This is a genomic window from Psychrobacter pacificensis (assembly GCF_900101915.1).
Lineage (GTDB): Bacteria > Pseudomonadota > Gammaproteobacteria > Pseudomonadales > Moraxellaceae > Psychrobacter > Psychrobacter pacificensis.
Window position 1 is genome coordinate 34,260 of record NZ_FNAL01000001.1, and the last position, 17,114, is coordinate 51,373.

Below are 17,114 nucleotides of genomic sequence, written 5' to 3' on the forward strand. Positions count from 1 at the left end.
TCAATAGGGTAACGCAGCACCTTAATTTAACACAGAAAGAGGTTAGAATAGTCGATGTTTATCGATTAGTCTAATGGGCGGTGAGGAGGAAGTGATAAAATAGTTCTCTGATTATAAAAAAACATTGTCAACACTGGAGCGGGTTTTATCGTAACAACCTAACGATACGCCACCAGCCCGTGTGATAATTGGCACACTTCACGATCGTATTCTGATCGTCACCAAATAGTGCTCACTCATCAGTCGTTTGTCTGCATAGCTAGTGATAATAGCGGTGTGTTACGATACTGATAACGCTAAATCCCGTAGCACCACGATTTCTACAAAGCCATTTTTAAGAAGCCGTCTCAAAAAACATTCATAAGGAAAATGATATGACCGCCAGCCGTTCTGCTAATACGATCGATACCGCCAGCACCAATGAATACTATCCCCATTTATTTGAGCCATTAGATTTGGGTTTTACCACGCTAAAAAACCGCATGGTCATGGGCTCTATGCATACGGGGCTTGAAGACCGTTTTTATAACTACGGTAAGCTGGCGGCGTATTTTGCAGAACGTGCCAAAGGCGGCGTGGCAATGATGATCACTGGCGGCATCTCACCCAATCGCGAAGGTTGGTTGTTGCCTGCTGGCGGCACGATGAATACCAAAGCTGACGTCATCAATCACCAACGCCTCACTCGTGCTGTGCATAAGCATGACAGCAAAATCATCATGCAGATATTGCACAGTGGTCGCTATGGCTATCATCCTTTTGCGGTATCCTCCAGCCCAATCAAATCCCCAATCTCGCCGTTTAAACCGCGCAAGATGAGCATAAAAAATATCGAGCAGACAGTCAAAGACTATGCCCGCTCAGCGCGTCTTGCCAAGCAAGCGGGCTATGATGGTGTCGAAATCATGGGCTCTGAGGGCTACTTACTCAATCAGTTTTTATCGCGCCACGTCAATCAGCGTAGCGATCAATACGGCGGCGATATCAATGGCCGGATGAAGTTTGCCGTCGATGTGGTCAAAGCTGTTCGCGAAGCCGTGGGTGAAGATTTTATTATCCTATTCCGCTTGTCAGTGATTGATTTGGTCAAAGATGGTAACGTTATGGATGAAGTCATCACTGTCGCCAAAGCGCTAGAAGAAGCGGGCGTGACGATCATGAATACGGGCATCGGCTGGCATGAAGCGCGTGTCCCAACGATCGTCACCAGCGTACCACGCGCCGCTTTCGTTGATTTCACTGCTGAGATCAAAAAACACATCAATATCCCAATGATGGCGGCCAACCGCATCAACATGCCAGATACCGCAGAAAAAATCATCGCTGATGGTCAGGCAGATGTGATTCAAATGGCGCGTCCATTCTTGGCGGATGCAAACTGGGTCAACAAAGCCAAAAACGGTCAGACAGACCGCATCAATACCTGTATCGCCTGTAACCAAGCGTGTCTCGACCATACCTTTGAAAACAAACGCTCGACCTGTCTCGTCAATCCGCAAGCGTGCTATGAGACTGAGCTGGTCTACAAAAAAACCAAGAAACCGAAAAAAGTCGCCGTTATCGGTGGCGGGGTCGCTGGTATGTCAGCCGCTCATGTCGCCGCCTTACGTGGTCATGAAGTGACCTTGTTTGAAGCCAAAGATGTGTTGGGTGGACAGTTCAACTACGCCAAAGTCATCCCGGGTAAAGAAGAGTTCTTTGAGACTGTTCGCTACTATATCAACGAGCTTGAGCACTTAGGCGTCGAGATTAAACTCAATACTTTTGTAGATAAAGACATGCTGGAAAAAGCCAAGTTCCATCATGTTATCGTCGCCACTGGCGTTGTACCTAGAAGTCTCGCAGGTAAGCTTGAAGGGGCTGATCTGCCACAAGTCATCAGCTACGCTGAATTGCTCTCTGGTGAAAAAGCCGTGGGCAACACCGTGGCGGTCATCGGTGCTGGCGGTATTGGCTTTGATGTTAGTGAATATCTGACTGCCAATCACGGACAATCGCTGGATGAGATCGGCCCTGAAGGTCTAAAAGATCCAGATTATCGCCCTGAACCTCAGTCCATCAGCGAGTGGCGCGAGGAATGGGGCGTGACCAACGATACCGATTATCAAAGTGATGGCGGACTGGTCAGACCCAAAGCGATTAAGCCCATTCGTCAGGTCTATCTGATGCAGCGTAGCAAAGGCCGTCTGGGTAAAGGCCTCAACAAAACCTCTGGCTGGGTGCATCGTGCGCATATCAAATCGCATGGCGTCATCCAAGTCGCTGGCGTGCAGTACGACAAAATCACTAACGAGGGCATTTGGGTCACCAACGCCCAAGGTCAAAGCCAGCTACTCCGTGTCGATAGCGTCGTCGTCTGTGCTGGTCAAGAGTCAGTCGCCAGTCTGATGCCAAATGTCGGCGATGCGCCAGACGCGCAATACCATCTTATTGGCGGTGCCAAACTGGCAGCTGAGCTGGACGCCAAACGCGCCATTCGTGATGGCGCTGAGGTTGCGGCAGGGATTTAAGGATTATTTAGACTTTTCAAATAATCTATATTTGAAAAAATGAATGTTTTGACAAAGGCTGTTTTTCTTGAGAACAGCCTTTGCTTAAGTACATTAATTTGCTAAAGAAACTAATTCTTGAAATTATTAATGATTCTTTATCTAGCTTGATTAAGGGATATTAAGTATTTTTTTTACTATTTTGTCATATATTAATTCTTTATGTATGATATTGATATCACTTCGAAGTATGTCAGCATGTTTTTTCAATACTATTACTGCTTCCAGAGAGACTTCCTTTTTTATACTGAAAAACGATCCCAAAAGAAAATAAAGCCCTAAAAACAGTAATACATACTGATTGTCTACAGAGACATAGATTTTTGATAAGTACTCATATTCTAAGAAATAAGATAGAAAACCTACAATGAAAAAAACCGAGAGCATATAGTAAAAATAAGAATATATTTTATTTAGTGTTTTTAATATAGGGTATGAATATCTATAAATTAAGCAGATATTTTCATTTTCGTAAGTAATATAGTTATTTGCTTTTCTAAAAGTCGATAACTCAATATCGCAAGAATTGTTGGAGATATCAATAATTTTTCTACGATAATATTTACTTATATTTAATTTATAAATCTTGTGGAACACCTCTCTTTCATAGGTAGTAACTAACTGTTCTCTGAGTTTGTTATCAACTTTTTCTGTTTCAAAAGCTTCTTTGAGCTTATCCAAGCTATAGTATCTATTCTCTTGGTAAGATTTACATACCTTTCCTATCTCAAAAAGTATTTTCAATGTTGCCATGATAATTGCGATTGGCCATAAACTGTCTAAAGATTCAAGATTTAAACCTAACATTTCTGACTTCTATGTGATAAAAAATTAAACTATACACTTTTAATCATAAATTAGTAACCTTCCATCTCACTAGTCAGCCACTCAGATACATCGTCTATCTGTGCTGCCAATTCAGGATGTGCTTTGCCCAGCTCAGCAAGCTTGGCATTAATCTCATGCTTATTATATTTCACACCAGTCAATGTCTCTTTGAGCAAATCAATCAGCTCAATATTTAACGCATCAGAGAAGATAACAACCTCCGTAATCACAGCTTGCTTGATATCCAAATGCACATCCATCATGCCCCAATCAAAGCGCGTCTCGATATGATGGCTAAACTCAGGCGTCTTGCCAAAGCGCCAATCCCAGTCCGCCATCTGCTGATAGTAAGCGTTTAGCGCCGGCTGCTTGGCAAGGCTGGCTTCATCCAACTGCTCAACTGGCGCAGTTTCTCCATAATACTCACAAAACGCCTCGATAATCGCCTCAGACAAGGTCTCATGATTGATGGCATCATTGAACGCTACCAAGTTTGCCACGCGCGCACGTACCGATTTGATGCCTTTTGCTTTGAGCTTTAAGGGATGCGGATTGAGATAATCGCCAAGCTTTTGCATATTGGCATTGACTAGCAGTGTCCCGTGATGAAAACTGCGATCGGCGGCGTGTTTGAAGGCGCTGCCTGATATTTTTCGATCGCCCACTTGCATATCATTACGACCAGACTGCTCAGCATCGATACCCAGCTTTTTTAGCGCATTGATGATAATGGTAAAGTTGGCCGTTTGGTCGTACGCGTGTTTTGGGGATAAAAAAGTAAAATTGGTATTGCCCAAGTCATGAAATACCGCACCGCCGCCACTTTGACGCCGCGCCAAAAAGACATCGTCTGCTGCCATCTTATCCGTCTTGCATTCTACCCATGGGTTTTGTGAGCGACCAATGACCACGGTCTCAGAGTTGCGCCATAAGAAAAGCGTGTGCGAGTCGGGATTGAGCGTATTAAATATCCAATCCTCGGTGGCAAGATTGAACCAAGGATTGGTCACCGCAGACTTTAAGATGCGCAGTTTCATGATGGATCCTTTTTTAATCGTTTTTATAGGGAAGTGCTACAAATAGATACTGATATTCTTACTGATAAAAGATTGGGGTTCAATGATAGAGTGGTAGGGAGAGTAATTCGATGGAATATGTAAGCAATACTATAACGTAAAAAGTATTAAGTCTTGCTGCTAGTAGTGGAAAAGCTGAGCAATAAGCTCAGCTTTATGATGTATTAAATCTCAATAATATCTCACTCTATTCAGCACAAATCTCCCACTGCGACTTGGTACTAAGATAACACTGCATCACCGCTTTGCCAGACTGCGCATAGGCATCACTGACGATACGCTGATTGCTTGGCAAACGATATCTGATAATGGCTGGCTCATCATTGACGGTGGTCGTCCATCCAGTGATCTCATTACGGTCATTGTAGTTTGCTTGATTAGATGTGGCCATTTTGCCAAGTCCTGGCAGGTTATAAGAGACCTGCCTAAAGCTATAACTCATCGCTGCACCTTCAGCGCCCTCATACTGACAGTTTAGCTTTTTGTGTAATTTGTCATCTATTTTTGTATCGCCAGATACGAGCCAATACCTCTTAGATAGTAAATAGATAGTAAAAAATTAGCAAACAAATATCAATTATTATATTTTTAAGGAAACCTCCTACTGATTAGATGGCATTGCTTATACTTTGATATTATTAAGATTGTCTATCGATGAGTCTTATTGTTAGAAAGCTTCGATATCAAGATAGGTTCTATTCTTATACATACTGATGAGGGTAATGACTCAAGAGTGACTTTGGAGTTTGCCAGTATATAAATAATAAAGCGCTGAAATAGGCTAAAGTAGAAAAATTGTAGGGTAGCAGCGTCTACTGGCTTTTCGCTCGATAAAGTATTTTACCCAGTTATCTAAGATATAGAAAAGCTAGACATCGTGAAATGGCTTTAAATAAGACAGGTTAATCCATAAGAATGTGCGATGACACCTATAAAAAGCAATATACAAGGTGGTTATAGATTTACCATCATAGTGCCTTATTAGCACATTAACCTCCACCACATATCAGACGGTTATGACCGACACGAGTTGGCAAATGCAGTCTACGTGCTTAATAGGATTATCCGATGACCAACCGTGATCTCATCATCTTTGTGACCCTCTCTTTTATGTGGTCACTCTCTTTTGTGTTTTATCGGGTTGGCGTGCCTGAATTTGGTTCGTTGGCATTTGCCAGTTTGCGGGTGATTTTTGCAGGATTGGTCATGCTCGTATTTGTACTGCTAAAAAAGAAAAACAGAGTTGGTATCAAACAGCACTGGAAAATGCTGTCGCTGGTTGGCTTATTCTCTGCCGCATTGCCATTTGTGTTGTTTTCTTTTTCTGCGCAGTCAGTGAATGCAGGCGTACTCGCCGTACTAAACGCTTCCGTACCGATGATGAGCGGCTTTATCGCTCGCGTCTTCTTTAAAGACAGACTGTCCAAAAAACAAGCGCTTGGATTGGTGATTGGGGTAGTTGGGGTGATTATATTGATGAGCGAAAGCTTATTTGGTGGTGGCGATCAGGGTAAAGGCTTGGTCGAGGGATTATTACCGATGGGCTACGCGCTATTCGCTTGTGTGGGTTATGCGCTTGGCGCAAACATCACCAAAAACTACTTATACGATGTCTCGCCAGTTGCGATCACGGCAGGTTCACTCATCATCGGTAGCCTTATCATGCTGCCGGTGACTTTTACAGAGTTCCCTTATGGCAAAGCGATCAGCATAAAGGCATGGGTATCTGTAATATGTATCGGTGTGTTTTCAACCGCCATTGCCCTTATTTTTATGAATCAGTTGATCAAAAATATTGGGCCAACGCGTGCCACGAGTATCACGTTAGTCATTCCAATTTTTGCGATTATTTTGGGCTATCTATTGCTTGGCGAGGCGCTAAATATACAAGCCATCATTGGTTCGATTGTGATATTAATCGGCACATATCTGTCATTAGAGCTATCAATTAAGAAAATGCTAAAGCCAAAAGACAAGGCCCAGATGAACAGTATTTAAGGCTTAGTAAACAGTCTTCGTAGTAAACAAATACGAAGATTTGTATAGGTGAATATTGTTGTATCTGTTTGTAAATATTGCTTGGAATAATGAAATCTATCCCCTATAAATGTAGGCGCTAAACGTAGATTTACTAATGATATTATAAGTTTTTCTAAACAGCATTCGATAATAATCAGTATGAATGATGGTTGCTATAACTAAAGATCATAAATAGCGACAATAACCAATAGGACAGATTATGGCACACGATATTTTATTTGAGCCTGTAAAAATGGGCACACAAACGCTAAAAAACCGCATTATGATGGCTCCACTGACACGTCTGCGTGCCGTTGAGCCAGGCGATGTCCCTATCACATGGGCAGCAGAGTACTACTCGCAGCGTGCAGGGGCGGGCCTTGTCATCACTGAAGCGACGCAAGTATCGTTTCAAGCAAAAGGCTATGCAGGCGCACCAGGGCTACATACTCAAGATCAAGTCACTGCATGGAAAGCCATCGTTGACAATGTCCATGCCAAAGGTGGCAAGATTGTCGTCCAGCTATGGCACACAGGACTTGTCTCACATGAAAGCGTACAACCTGAGCGCCGTGCGCCAATTTCAGCCTCAGATGTCGATGTAGGTATCCGTACCTCATTGCGTGATAGTGACAACCAAGCCATTCGCGCGGATGCCACGCCGCCGCGCCCAGCCAGTCTTGATGAGATTCAGCAAGTGGTTACTGACTTTGCACATGCAACCAAGTGCGCGCAGGAAGCGGGGTTTGATGGTATTGAGATTCATGGCGCGCATGGTTATTTGCTGCATCAGTTTTGGGCCAAGCATACCAATCAGCGTGACGATGAGTACGGTGGCAGCCGCGAAAACCGCGCGCGTCTGACCTTGGACGTGATTGATGCTTGCGCAGAGGCATGGGATGCTGATCACGTGGGTATTCGTATTTCACCACTTGGCACGTTCAACAATGTTGAGGGAGGCTACGAAGAAGACGATAACATTTGGCTGATTGAGCAAATCAACAAGCGTGGTCTAATGTATTTGCATCTGTCAGAGCCAGACTGGGCAGGGGGTACGCCGTATAGCGATGAGTTCCGTCAGCGTGTCCGTGATGCGTTCGATCAGACCATCATCGCGGCGGGAGGCTATGATGCGGACAAAGCAGAAAAAAATATCAAGGCAGGTTATATCGACGCAGTAGCATTCGGTCGTGATTATCTTGCCAATCCTGATCTCGCTGAACGTATTCAAGAGGGTGCACCGCTCAACGAGCAGCATCCAGAGAGCTTCTATGGTGGCAGCACGGTTGGCTACACTGATTATCCGTTTATGGATCAGGCGCAATAGTTTATTTGTCGGTTCTGCTGACTAAATAGCTAAATTATGCTTCATAAAAGCCCTCTGACTATCGGTAGTCAGAGGGCTTTTTTGTGCTTCTATTTTCATTATGTACCAAAATTGCCTGTTTGATAATCACGGAACGTTTGTCGTAGCTCATCTTGGGTATTCATTACAAAGGGGCCGTGACCTGCGATAGGCTCACCGATAGGTTCACCACTTAACAACAGTAGTTTGGCAGGAGTGTGTTCATCGTTATCGGTAGAATAGGTGAGCTCAATAGTATCGGTAGCAGCATCAGATAAAGGTACAGGTTGAGAATCTACAGATGGTTCAATCGGCGCTGCAAACTGAATCAGATTGCCTGCACTGATAGATGTGCCATTGACCAGTACTCGGCCTTCTTGTACGAGAAGCAGGGTATTGTGCGTGCTAGGTACTTCGAGTATCGTTGTGCCTGCGGTATGCAGCGCGATATCCCATAGGTTAATGGGCGTAAAGGTTACCGCATTACCTGTGACGCCATGCCAGTCACCTGCAATGATGGCAACTTGACCGATGACCGTTTGTTTGTCAGCGCTTTGAGCAACAGCATCTTTAGTAAGATTATCTTGAGAGTCGGCATCGCGACTGTCCACCAATTCTATGATAGGCATCTCAGCACGTTTGATAAATTGATATTTAGGATCAGTCAGCTTGTGCGCGCTTGGCAGATTGACCCACATTTGCACCATACTAAACACACCACCGCGCTGCCCAAACGCCTCAGAATGGAACTCTTCGTGTAGAATGCCGCGACCAGCGGTCATCCATTGCACATCGCCTTCCAAAATATCCCCGCGTCCACCGATAGAGTCAGCATGACTGATTTCACCTGAGTACGCGAGGGTGACGGTCTCAAAACCTTTATGAGGGTGTTTGCCAATGCCATGTGGCTGCGTCTGATAATCAGGATTTGGTGCAAATGTCGTCGGCTCGCCATAATCAAATAGTAAAAATGGATCGGTATGACTGTAATTGAAGTCTGGTTGGTCATCGACATAATTGATCAATGTTTTCACAAAGAATCCGTCACCGACCCAATGTGGTGCTTTATCACCATGAATCTGTTTGATTGGACGCATGGATTACCTCATGATTTTATCTAGCATAAGTCATATTAGTTAATATTATACCGCAATTTCATAATAAAATGAACTTATGTCGTGTTTATTTTAAGCTATCAAATGCGACTGCTTCTTAAACGACCTCGCCACTCACAAAGCCACTGGCCCAAGCCCATTGGAAGTTATAACCACCAAGCCAGCCTGTTACATCGAGCACTTCGCCGATGAAATACAAGCCCTCTTGTAGATTGCTTTGCATGGTCTTTGAGGATACCTCATCGGTTTTTACGCCGCCGCGGGTGACCTCGGCCGTGCGATAGCCTTCAGTACCAGACGGCTTGAGCTGCCAGCCGTTGAGGGTAGCGCCAAGCTCACTCAGTCGCTCATCTTTGATATTGGCAAGCTCAGTATCTTTGATATCGTCCCAAAGCTGGGTCTGTAGTGCTGCCAATAGTTTTTTGGGTAGTGCGTTGTCTGTGTTTTCTGCCAATACAGTACGGATCAGTTGGCGTGGGTGTGACTTTTTGCGGGTGAGTAAAATATCGGTGACATCTACATCGGGCAGTAGGTTAATGCTGATCGTCTCACCACTGTGCCAATAGTTCGATAGCTGGAGCATGGCAGGGCCAGAGAGCCCGCGATGGGTAAACAGTACAGGCAGTTTAAAAGAGATACGCTCGTTACTGGCAATGACTGGTAGGCTGATGCCTGCTAAGCTACGAATCAGCTCGCCTGTTTTGTCCGTGAAGGTAAATGGTACGAGACTGGCATCGGTTGCTATCAAGGTATGCCCAAACTGCTGCGCTAGCTCGTAGCCAATGCCGCTTGCGCCCATCGTTGGAATAGACAAACCACCAGTGGCTACCACTAACGACTCACAACGATAGCGCGTCTGTGACGATTGACTCTCGCTTGCGACGTCTTTTTTGCCAAGCTTTTTGCTGGTTATTAGCTCAAACCGTTTTGCTTTATCATGGTCAGTCGTCTGTACATGATTGATTTGGGTATTGAGCTTGATTTGCACACCGACAGCCGTACATTCATCAAGGAGCATAGTGAGGATATCTTGGGCAGAATCATCACAAAATAGCTGCCCGTGTTCACGCTCATGGTAGGGAATCTGATGCGCCTCTACCATGCCGATAAACTCCCAGCTTGGATAGCGACTCAGTGCCGACTTACAAAAGTGAGGATTGGCACCGATAAAATGCTCAGGTTCGACGAAGTAATTGGTAAAGTTGCAGCGGCCACCACCTGACATCAAAATCTTTTTGCCTGCTTTATTGGCGTGATCTATGACCAAAACGCGACGACCACGGCGACCGGCGGTGAGCGCACAATACAATCCTGAAGCGCCAGCGCCGACGATGATGACGTCATAGTGAGTAGAGGGTTGTGCATTGCGGTGATTAGTCATTGTGGTCTCGTAAAACAATCATTTAAAAAAAGGTGATAACAAAACCAATTGTATGTGTTAATAATACAGATCGGCGGTGTTGTCTAAAGCAGTATCGGTAGGGTAGCTATTGTCCATATTTCATTTGAGGTTACAAGGATTAAATGTGATATCCGATGAGCTGTGACATGGCATCTGCATATCAAGCGCACTCTTGATTGCGATGTTGCAATAATCCTTACTAATAACTCTTCAATAACCGCTGCTATCAATCACCAAGTATACAGATGTACAGCGAAATTGTTATGATTGGCTGATGATGTCTTGCAACCGACACGCTTATTTGTCAAACTATCGCTGAGTGTCACGCATTATGGAAGATGACTCTTATTGCCTGCATGGTTAGTCGTTATATACGATTTTCTGTGTAAGTCATGATAATTAAAAAGGAACCATACTATGACCCAGAAATCATTTCCAATCTCAGCCGAGTTTATGGCTGCTGCCAATACCACCCCTGAAAAGTATCTCGAAGACTACAATCAATCTATCGAATCAACCGAAGCAAATGATGCGTTTTGGGCGAAGCGTGCTGAGCTGATCGACTGGATAAAAAAACCGACCAAAGTCAGCAATGTCAATTATGACTTAGACGATTTCAGTATTAAATGGTTTGAAGATGGTGAGCTGAATATCTCCGTCAACTGTCTTGATCGTCACCTCGAAAAAGATCCATACAAGCCAGCTATTATTTGGGAAGGGGATCACCCTTCACTACACAAGATTATTTCTTTTAAAGAATTACATGAAGCAGTCTGTCGTCTGGGCAACTCGCTACGCAAGCTTGGCGTTGGCAAAGGCGATCGGGTCACGTTGTATATGCCAATGATACCAGAAGCCATGGTCTCGATGCTGGCATGTGCGCGTATTGGTGCGGTGCATTCAGTGGTATTTGGTGGGTTTTCTGCTGAGAGTCTGGGCAATCGTTTGATAGACAGTCGCTCAAAAGTCGTTATTACGGCTGATGAAGGTTTACGTGGCGGCAAACATACACCGCTCAAAGCCAATGTCGATCATGCTCTTGAGATGGATGGCACAGACAGTGTCGAAAAAGTCATCGTCGTCCACCGCACAGGCAACTCTATACCGATGAGCGGTCGCCGCGATGTCTGGTATCACAATCTCGTTGATGGGCAATCAGAAATCTGTGAGCCTGAAGTGATGAATGCCGAAGATCCATTATTCCTATTGTATACCTCTGGCTCAACGGGTAAACCCAAAGGCGTTGTGCATACCACAGGGGGTTATATCACTTATGCCTTGTCTACCTTCCGTGATGTCTTTGATGTCAAAGAAGATGACGTTTATTGGTGTACCGCAGATGTGGGCTGGATCACAGGTCATACCTACTCAACATATGCACCGCTCGCCAATGGCACCACGACAGTCATTTTTGAAGGGGTGCCAGAGTATCCAACATGGGCACGTATCGGACACATCATCGACAAGCACGACGTGACCATTTTATACACCGCCCCAACGGCGATTCGAGCAATGATGAAAGAGGGTGATGCCTTTGTACGTGAGTCAGATCGCTCAAGCCTGCGTTTGCTAGGTTCAGTCGGTGAGCCAATCAACCCAGAAGCGTGGGATTGGTACTATCATGTCGTTGGTGACAGCAAGTGTCCCATTGTCGATACGTGGTGGCAAACGGAGACAGGCGGTATTTTGATGGCACCGATTCCGGGAGCGGTCGATCTTAAGCCGGGTGCCGCGATGACGCCACTATATGGTATTAAACCTGAAGTCGTCAATGCTGAAGGCGCAATCATGGAAGGCGCTGCTGAAGGTAATTTGGTCATCAGTACTGGTTGGCCTGGGCAAATGCGTACGATCTACAATGACCATCCGCGCTTTTTGAAAACCTATTTTAGCGATTATCCCGGCTATTACTTCACAGGTGATGGTGCGCAGCGTGATGAAGACGGACATTATTGGATCACAGGCCGCGTGGATGACGTGCTAAACGTCTCAGGGCATCGCTTGGGTACGGCAGAGATTGAGAGTGCATTGGTTGCTCATCCGGCTACTGCCGAGGCCGCGATTGTTGGTATGCCGCATGAGATTCGCGGGACAGGTATCTGTGCCTTTATCATTCTAAAGTCTGGCGAAGAAAAAACAGACGATCTAAAAGCGGAGCTAAAACGTCATGTGCGTGCCGAGATTGGGCCGATTGCGACCTTAGATGCTATTTATATGGTGGATGCGCTACCAAAGACTCGCTCAGGAAAGATTATGCGTCGTATCTTGCGTAAGCTGGCAGAAGGTCAGTATGTCGGATTGGGCGACTTATCTACGCTGGCGGACAGCTCAGTGATCAATGATTTGGTAGAAGAAGTCAAAGCGAGCCGCGGAGAGTAGTTGCGTTAGCCCGTCTATCGGGCACGCGAACGGTGCTATTTCAACTTTGATATCCGTTCAGCAACGTCAAATAAAAGCCATGTTATTGTGAATAGCATGGCTTTTTTACGCAGACGATATTGATATTGCGGCGTTTTGACGATTCAATATCAATGGTCAATGAACATTGCTACCCACTAGTTGCCCGCCATATAAGAGATCGTTTTGCCATTTATAGATGGTAGCGACTCATAAATACTCGATAAGGTTTCCTGTCATTATGACTGATCATACTTTGCTCTCAACGGATAAATCTTCACCAAAAATCGCGATCATTGGTGGTGGTCTGACAGGACTGCTAACCGCGACACTACTAGAACGCGCCTCAAATCAGACACACGATCTATCCAATACACCGAAAATCACGATATTTGAAAAGTCGCGTAGTGTTGGCCGGTTAGCGACGCGCTATCGTACCGACAGTGAGACGGGCCGCAACTGGCAATGGGCGTTTGGGGCACAGTTCTTTACGGCAAAGACTGATAGTTTTCAGCAGTTTATCGCCCCTTGGCTAGAGACAGGGCTGCTACAGCCATGGTGTGCCAACGTGGTCGAGCTGACACCCGCCGATGATAATGGCCAATCGCCCGATATCCAAAGTAAAGAGCAGTGGGATACCGTGCACGCGCGCTATATCAGCACGCCAAAAATGACCAGTTGGGGACGTGAATTGGCCGCTGGGCTCAAGCACACAAACATCCTGTTTAAGACGCGTGTGGCTCCGCTTGGTGGGCATACCACTCACTCAGATGATAAAAAAACTGAGCTATTTGATGAGACAGGGGAGAGCCTCGGTTGGTTTGACTGGGTCATTTGTACTGCACCAAACGGTCAGGCAGTAGAGCTGATGGCAGACAGTGGGTTTAGTCAGCAAGTTAACATCACCCAGCCGCAGATGCAGGCCTGCTATACGTTGATGCTCGGTTGGGACAATGCCCAAGAATTACCTGAAACATTGAACTCTCAAACAGCACCGCAGTGGGATGTTGCTTATTCAAATAGTGAGGTACTCGATAGAATATTTATTGAACATCATAAACCCGCTCGTGATGAGCTATTACCAAGCATCACCATTCATGCGCGTAATGACTGGTCACAAGTCCACGTCGATGATGATTTGGAGACAGTCAAAGCCACGTTATTAATGGCAGCGCAGCAAGCCTTAAACTGGGGCAAAGATAGTGCTCCAAGCCAAACAGATTGTCATCGCTGGCGCTATGCGGCTACTATAATAGATATAGATACTAAAGAGCTAGGTATCTTAGTCGATGAAACCAGACAGTGGATTGTCAGTGGTGACTGGTGCGCACGCGGCAATATCGAAAGCTGCTATCAGGTAGCTCGGCAGACAGTAGAGGCAGTCTGTAGGGCACGATCTATATGAGTTGATTGCTGGCTGGCTGAATCTATCGGCTGCCAGTCCCTAGAGAGGTTTTTACGTGTTTATAGCAATATGCATCGAGATTTGAGCCTGTTATAAATAGCGAGGCAAAAAAAAGCCCACAGAGGAGGTGCTGTGGGCTGAGGAAAACGGGCTGTGGAGATTGACGACAGACTCCGTGGTCATGATTTGTTGTCATTATTATCTTTCTATACCGTTATTTATTAGGGCAATAATGCTCAATACAATGGGTACATATATTTGCTTACATATTTAAGTGTACAAGTGTTTTGTGACAGTTGATATCATAACTCAGTTGCTTGCTATTTGGTTATTTTGGTTACAGTATATTACTTTGTAAAAATGCTCGGCTGCACGATCACAGCATAGACTCTGTCATTGGGAAGTAAGAAGAAAGACGCAGATAAGTAGATAGCCTGTGACCAACTATCGAGCCCTGTACATAATAGGACGTTACATTAGTTAGCAGATTGTTTTTAAGAATTTTATGATGCTTTTAATAAAAGATACAAATGATTTCAATGGGTTATATCGTTATGAAACGAATGACTCGATGTTGATGGTTTGAATCATTCAATCATTAAAGAGATGGCATGACGGCATGACGGAAAAATGCTAAGCTATCTGCCATTATTATGTCGATATTACACTGGGTTTGCCATGACTGAGAGCACGCATTTGCATACGCAGGAGCCGTCAAGTTCGCAAAATACTAAAAGTATTTTTAACTTGCCCAACAATCTTACGATTGCTCGTATCTTGATGATTCCGTTATTTGTTGCGATTGCGTACTGGCCACCTGCTATGGGCATCGGTATGCCTGCAATCTCAGACAACGTCATTGCGCGAGTGGGGATGAGTGAGTTTAGCGATAGCCTATTGCGCCATTTATTATTAACCAGCGTCTTTATTATTGCAGCAATTACCGATTGGCTAGATGGTTACTTTGCTCGTAAGCTGAATGTCATGTCAGCGTTTGGGCGCTTTTTGGACCCAGTTGCTGACAAGCTGATGGTGGCGGCGGCCTTGATCGTTTTGGTGCAATGGCATCCCAATATTATTATGGCAATCGCTGCGATCGTCATCATCTCACGTGAGATCGCTGTATCCGCATTGCGCGAGTGGATGGCAGAGCTTGGCAACCGAACCAGTGTCGCTGTGTCCTATGTGGGCAAATTAAAAACGACCTTTCAGATGATAGCGATTACAGTACTGTTATTAAACTGGGAGTCGCTTGAGACGGTCGGTTATGCGCTGATGGTCGCCGCTGTTATATTGACGCTTTGGTCAATGATGATTTATCTCAAAGCTGCGTGGCCTTATTTGAGGCAAAGCGGCTAATAGTAAGACAAACAATCGTAACCTGCATAAAAAACGCCAGTGGCTCATGCGACTGGCGTTTTTTATTTGTCTATTAGATCTCTTGCAAAAGTACCAGTTCATTGACTTCCACTGACGGAGTTACAAGGGCTGGCGATGACTTATGCAAGAAGTCTATTCTTACTGTTTTAAAGATTGAAACATTACAGCTCTATCGAAAAATTCTCACCCAAGCTTTTTTCAATGGCAGTGTCAGTGACTGCCGCCGCCGCCATTTTGACAGCACTAGTGATGGCATTACCATTTGCCCAGTACTCAGCGCCATGTGGGGTGACTTTGATTAGCTGAACGCGTGGGTCCTCTTTGCCTTTTTCAAAATACGCATTGTACATAGGCGACCACAGCTCATCTAACTTGTCTTTATCATCTACCAGCTCCGCTTTACCAGTGATAGACAGATATTGTTTGTTGTCTTGGCTGACATAGGCCAAATTGACTTGTGGATCGTTTTTGATGTTATCGATGGTCTCACAAGGGCTGTGACCGATAAACCAAATTTCTTTGGCACCAATACTGGTCTCGGTGGTATTCATGGGGCATGAGTGAAGATGGTTCTCACTGGTGCGCGTGGTCATCATCGTATATTTGATATCTTTTACCATTTCTTGGATGGTGTCCATTTGTTGTTGCTTGCTCATCGTAGTTATCCTTTACTATTTAAAATTTGGAGTAAAAATTATTATTCGGTAAGAGTGATCTAGAGTACTGATAAGGTGGTCAATGACGCCTATTAACAGTTATCAATATAGCGATATCACCTAATAGAACGATACAGCTGGTCTGTAATACCCTGTGAAAGTTTGTAATTATCTGCGTGATTTTATTCAGCAGATGATTAGATCTCTTGCAAAAGTACCAGTTCATTGACTTCCACTGACGGAGTTACAAGGGCTGGCGATGACTTATGCAAGAAGTCTATTTATCAATCAAAAAATACTGTCTAAAAATAACCTTACCAAAAATAAGGCAATAAAAAACGCCAATAAACCGAGGTATATTGACGTTTTGGGCGACTCAGTAACCGTAGGCTTATCTGAGCCAAATGAAGTTATATATGGCTTCTAAACTATAGCGATACTTCAAATTGCTCGCCGATATCTTCTGCCGTTTTGCCATCTTGTAGGGCTGCTGCTGCCATTTTGAACATATTGATAGTAGAGCTGCCACCTAACCAGCACTCAACGCCATGTGGAACGACCTTGATTAACTGTACGTTTGGATCTTCTTTACCATGTTCAAAAAACGCATTGTAGACTGGTGACCACAGTTCTTCTAATTTGTTTTTGTCCGTTGGTAACTCAGCATTGGCGCTGACAGAGACATAGTCTTTTTCATCTTTAGAAGCATAAGACAAACCAATTTTTTGATTGTTCTGAATGTCTTTGACCACATCTGAGGTTTTATCACCGATGAACCAAATCTCTTTACCACCGATACTCGCTTCGCTGGTCGTCATTGGCCAAGCATGTACATCACCTTTACTGTTGACGGTGCTTAACATCGCAAATTTTACATCTTTAATAACGTCTTGAATTTTGTCGATTTGTTCTTGCTTATTCATAGGAATTTCCTTTTTTTTA

13 protein-coding genes are annotated in these 17,114 nt (G+C 44.7%); 6 read left to right on the forward strand and 7 right to left on the reverse strand.

The annotated features are described in order from the left end of the window. The first annotated feature begins 374 nt into the window (after nt 1–374). Nucleotides 375–2,510, forward strand: a complete 2,136-nt coding sequence (locus BLR43_RS00170) for an NADPH-dependent 2,4-dienoyl-CoA reductase (protein WP_093067305.1) — start codon at nt 375–377, stop codon at nt 2,508–2,510. Nucleotides 2,511–2,660: 150 nt separating this feature from the next. Here BLR43_RS00170 and BLR43_RS00175 read toward each other — a convergent pair whose 3' ends face one another. From BLR43_RS00175 to BLR43_RS00185, 3 genes are all read right to left on the reverse strand, one after another. Next, entirely contained in the window at nt 2,661–3,356 is a 696-nt protein-coding gene (locus tag BLR43_RS00175; RefSeq protein ID WP_093067308.1) for a hypothetical protein, read from the reverse strand. A 50-nt stretch (nt 3,357–3,406) separates the two neighbouring features. Then, nucleotides 3,407–4,414 (reverse strand): lipoate--protein ligase, encoded by a 1,008-nt coding sequence (gene lplA / locus BLR43_RS00180; protein ID WP_093067311.1) that lies wholly within the window; start codon nt 4,412–4,414, stop codon nt 3,407–3,409. 226 nt (nt 4,415–4,640) lie between these two features. Further along, the gene (locus BLR43_RS00185) at nt 4,641–4,895 is read right to left on the reverse strand and encodes a hypothetical protein (protein WP_071002476.1); all 255 of its coding nucleotides are present in this window, start codon (nt 4,893–4,895) and stop codon (nt 4,641–4,643) included. A 626-nt stretch (nt 4,896–5,521) separates the two neighbouring features. Here BLR43_RS00185 and BLR43_RS00190 point away from each other — a divergent pair. Continuing rightward, nucleotides 5,522–6,451: a DMT family transporter gene (locus tag BLR43_RS00190; protein WP_071002474.1), complete on the forward strand. Its 930-nt coding sequence runs from the start codon at nt 5,522–5,524 to the stop codon at nt 6,449–6,451. Nucleotides 6,452–6,692: 241 nt separating this feature from the next. Beyond that, on the forward strand, nt 6,693–7,799 hold the full coding sequence (nemA, locus tag BLR43_RS00195; protein WP_071002472.1) for an alkene reductase: 1,107 nt from the start codon (nt 6,693–6,695) through the stop codon (nt 7,797–7,799). 98 nt (nt 7,800–7,897) lie between these two features. On the opposite strand, the gene BLR43_RS00200 is transcribed toward nemA, so the two are convergent. Both BLR43_RS00200 and BLR43_RS00205 read right to left on the reverse strand, forming a co-directional pair. Beyond that, on the reverse strand, nt 7,898–8,914 hold the full coding sequence (locus BLR43_RS00200) for a pirin family protein (RefSeq protein ID WP_093067314.1): 1,017 nt from the start codon (nt 8,912–8,914) through the stop codon (nt 7,898–7,900). Nucleotides 8,915–9,029: 115 nt separating this feature from the next. Continuing rightward, nucleotides 9,030–10,313 (reverse strand): BaiN/RdsA family NAD(P)/FAD-dependent oxidoreductase, encoded by a 1,284-nt coding sequence (locus BLR43_RS00205; protein WP_093067317.1) that lies wholly within the window; start codon nt 10,311–10,313, stop codon nt 9,030–9,032. A 438-nt stretch (nt 10,314–10,751) separates the two neighbouring features. Here BLR43_RS00205 and acs point away from each other — a divergent pair, with 438 nt between their 5' ends. The 3 genes from acs (at nt 10,752) to pgsA (ending at nt 15,495) form a co-directional block, all read left to right on the forward strand. Next, complete coding sequence (gene acs / locus BLR43_RS00210; protein WP_071002467.1) at nt 10,752–12,713, forward strand: acetate--CoA ligase; 1,962 nt, start codon at nt 10,752–10,754, stop codon at nt 12,711–12,713. A 259-nt stretch (nt 12,714–12,972) separates the two neighbouring features. Beyond that, the gene (locus BLR43_RS00215) at nt 12,973–14,136 is read left to right on the forward strand and encodes an NAD(P)/FAD-dependent oxidoreductase (RefSeq protein WP_093067320.1); all 1,164 of its coding nucleotides are present in this window, start codon (nt 12,973–12,975) and stop codon (nt 14,134–14,136) included. 678 nt (nt 14,137–14,814) lie between these two features. Further along, complete coding sequence (gene pgsA / locus BLR43_RS00220) at nt 14,815–15,495, forward strand: CDP-diacylglycerol--glycerol-3-phosphate 3-phosphatidyltransferase (RefSeq protein ID WP_093067905.1); 681 nt, start codon at nt 14,815–14,817, stop codon at nt 15,493–15,495. Nucleotides 15,496–15,677: 182 nt separating this feature from the next. Here pgsA and BLR43_RS00225 read toward each other — a convergent pair whose 3' ends face one another. Continuing rightward, nucleotides 15,678–16,172 (reverse strand): pyridoxamine 5'-phosphate oxidase family protein, encoded by a 495-nt coding sequence (locus BLR43_RS00225; protein ID WP_093067323.1) that lies wholly within the window; start codon nt 16,170–16,172, stop codon nt 15,678–15,680. Nucleotides 16,173–16,600: 428 nt separating this feature from the next. Then, nucleotides 16,601–17,095 (reverse strand): pyridoxamine 5'-phosphate oxidase family protein, encoded by a 495-nt coding sequence (locus tag BLR43_RS00230; RefSeq protein WP_058024383.1) that lies wholly within the window; start codon nt 17,093–17,095, stop codon nt 16,601–16,603. Between the last annotated feature and the right edge of the window lie 19 nt (nt 17,096–17,114).

What these genes read in the sequence shown, in the direction of transcription:
- BLR43_RS00225 (WP_093067323.1), bottom strand. Translation starts at nt 16,172, where the DNA reads ATGAGCAAGCAACAACAAATGGACACCATCCAAGAAATGGTAAAAGAT.
- BLR43_RS00170 (WP_093067305.1), top strand. Translation starts at nt 375, where the DNA reads ATGACCGCCAGCCGTTCTGCTAATACGATCGATACCGCCAGCACCAAT.
- BLR43_RS00215 (WP_093067320.1), top strand. Translation starts at nt 12,973, where the DNA reads ATGACTGATCATACTTTGCTCTCAACGGATAAATCTTCACCAAAAATC.
- nemA (WP_071002472.1), top strand. Translation starts at nt 6,693, where the DNA reads ATGGCACACGATATTTTATTTGAGCCTGTAAAAATGGGCACACAAACG.
- BLR43_RS00185 (WP_071002476.1), bottom strand. Translation starts at nt 4,895, where the DNA reads ATGAGTTATAGCTTTAGGCAGGTCTCTTATAACCTGCCAGGACTTGGC.
- lplA (WP_093067311.1), bottom strand. Translation starts at nt 4,414, where the DNA reads ATGAAACTGCGCATCTTAAAGTCTGCGGTGACCAATCCTTGGTTCAAT.
- BLR43_RS00190 (WP_071002474.1), top strand. Translation starts at nt 5,522, where the DNA reads ATGACCAACCGTGATCTCATCATCTTTGTGACCCTCTCTTTTATGTGG.
- BLR43_RS00230 (WP_058024383.1), bottom strand. Translation starts at nt 17,095, where the DNA reads ATGAATAAGCAAGAACAAATCGACAAAATTCAAGACGTTATTAAAGAT.
- BLR43_RS00200 (WP_093067314.1), bottom strand. Translation starts at nt 8,914, where the DNA reads ATGCGTCCAATCAAACAGATTCATGGTGATAAAGCACCACATTGGGTC.
- BLR43_RS00205 (WP_093067317.1), bottom strand. Translation starts at nt 10,313, where the DNA reads ATGACTAATCACCGCAATGCACAACCCTCTACTCACTATGACGTCATC.
- pgsA (WP_093067905.1), top strand. Translation starts at nt 14,815, where the DNA reads ATGACTGAGAGCACGCATTTGCATACGCAGGAGCCGTCAAGTTCGCAA.
- acs (WP_071002467.1), top strand. Translation starts at nt 10,752, where the DNA reads ATGACCCAGAAATCATTTCCAATCTCAGCCGAGTTTATGGCTGCTGCC.
- BLR43_RS00175 (WP_093067308.1), bottom strand. Translation starts at nt 3,356, where the DNA reads ATGTTAGGTTTAAATCTTGAATCTTTAGACAGTTTATGGCCAATCGCA.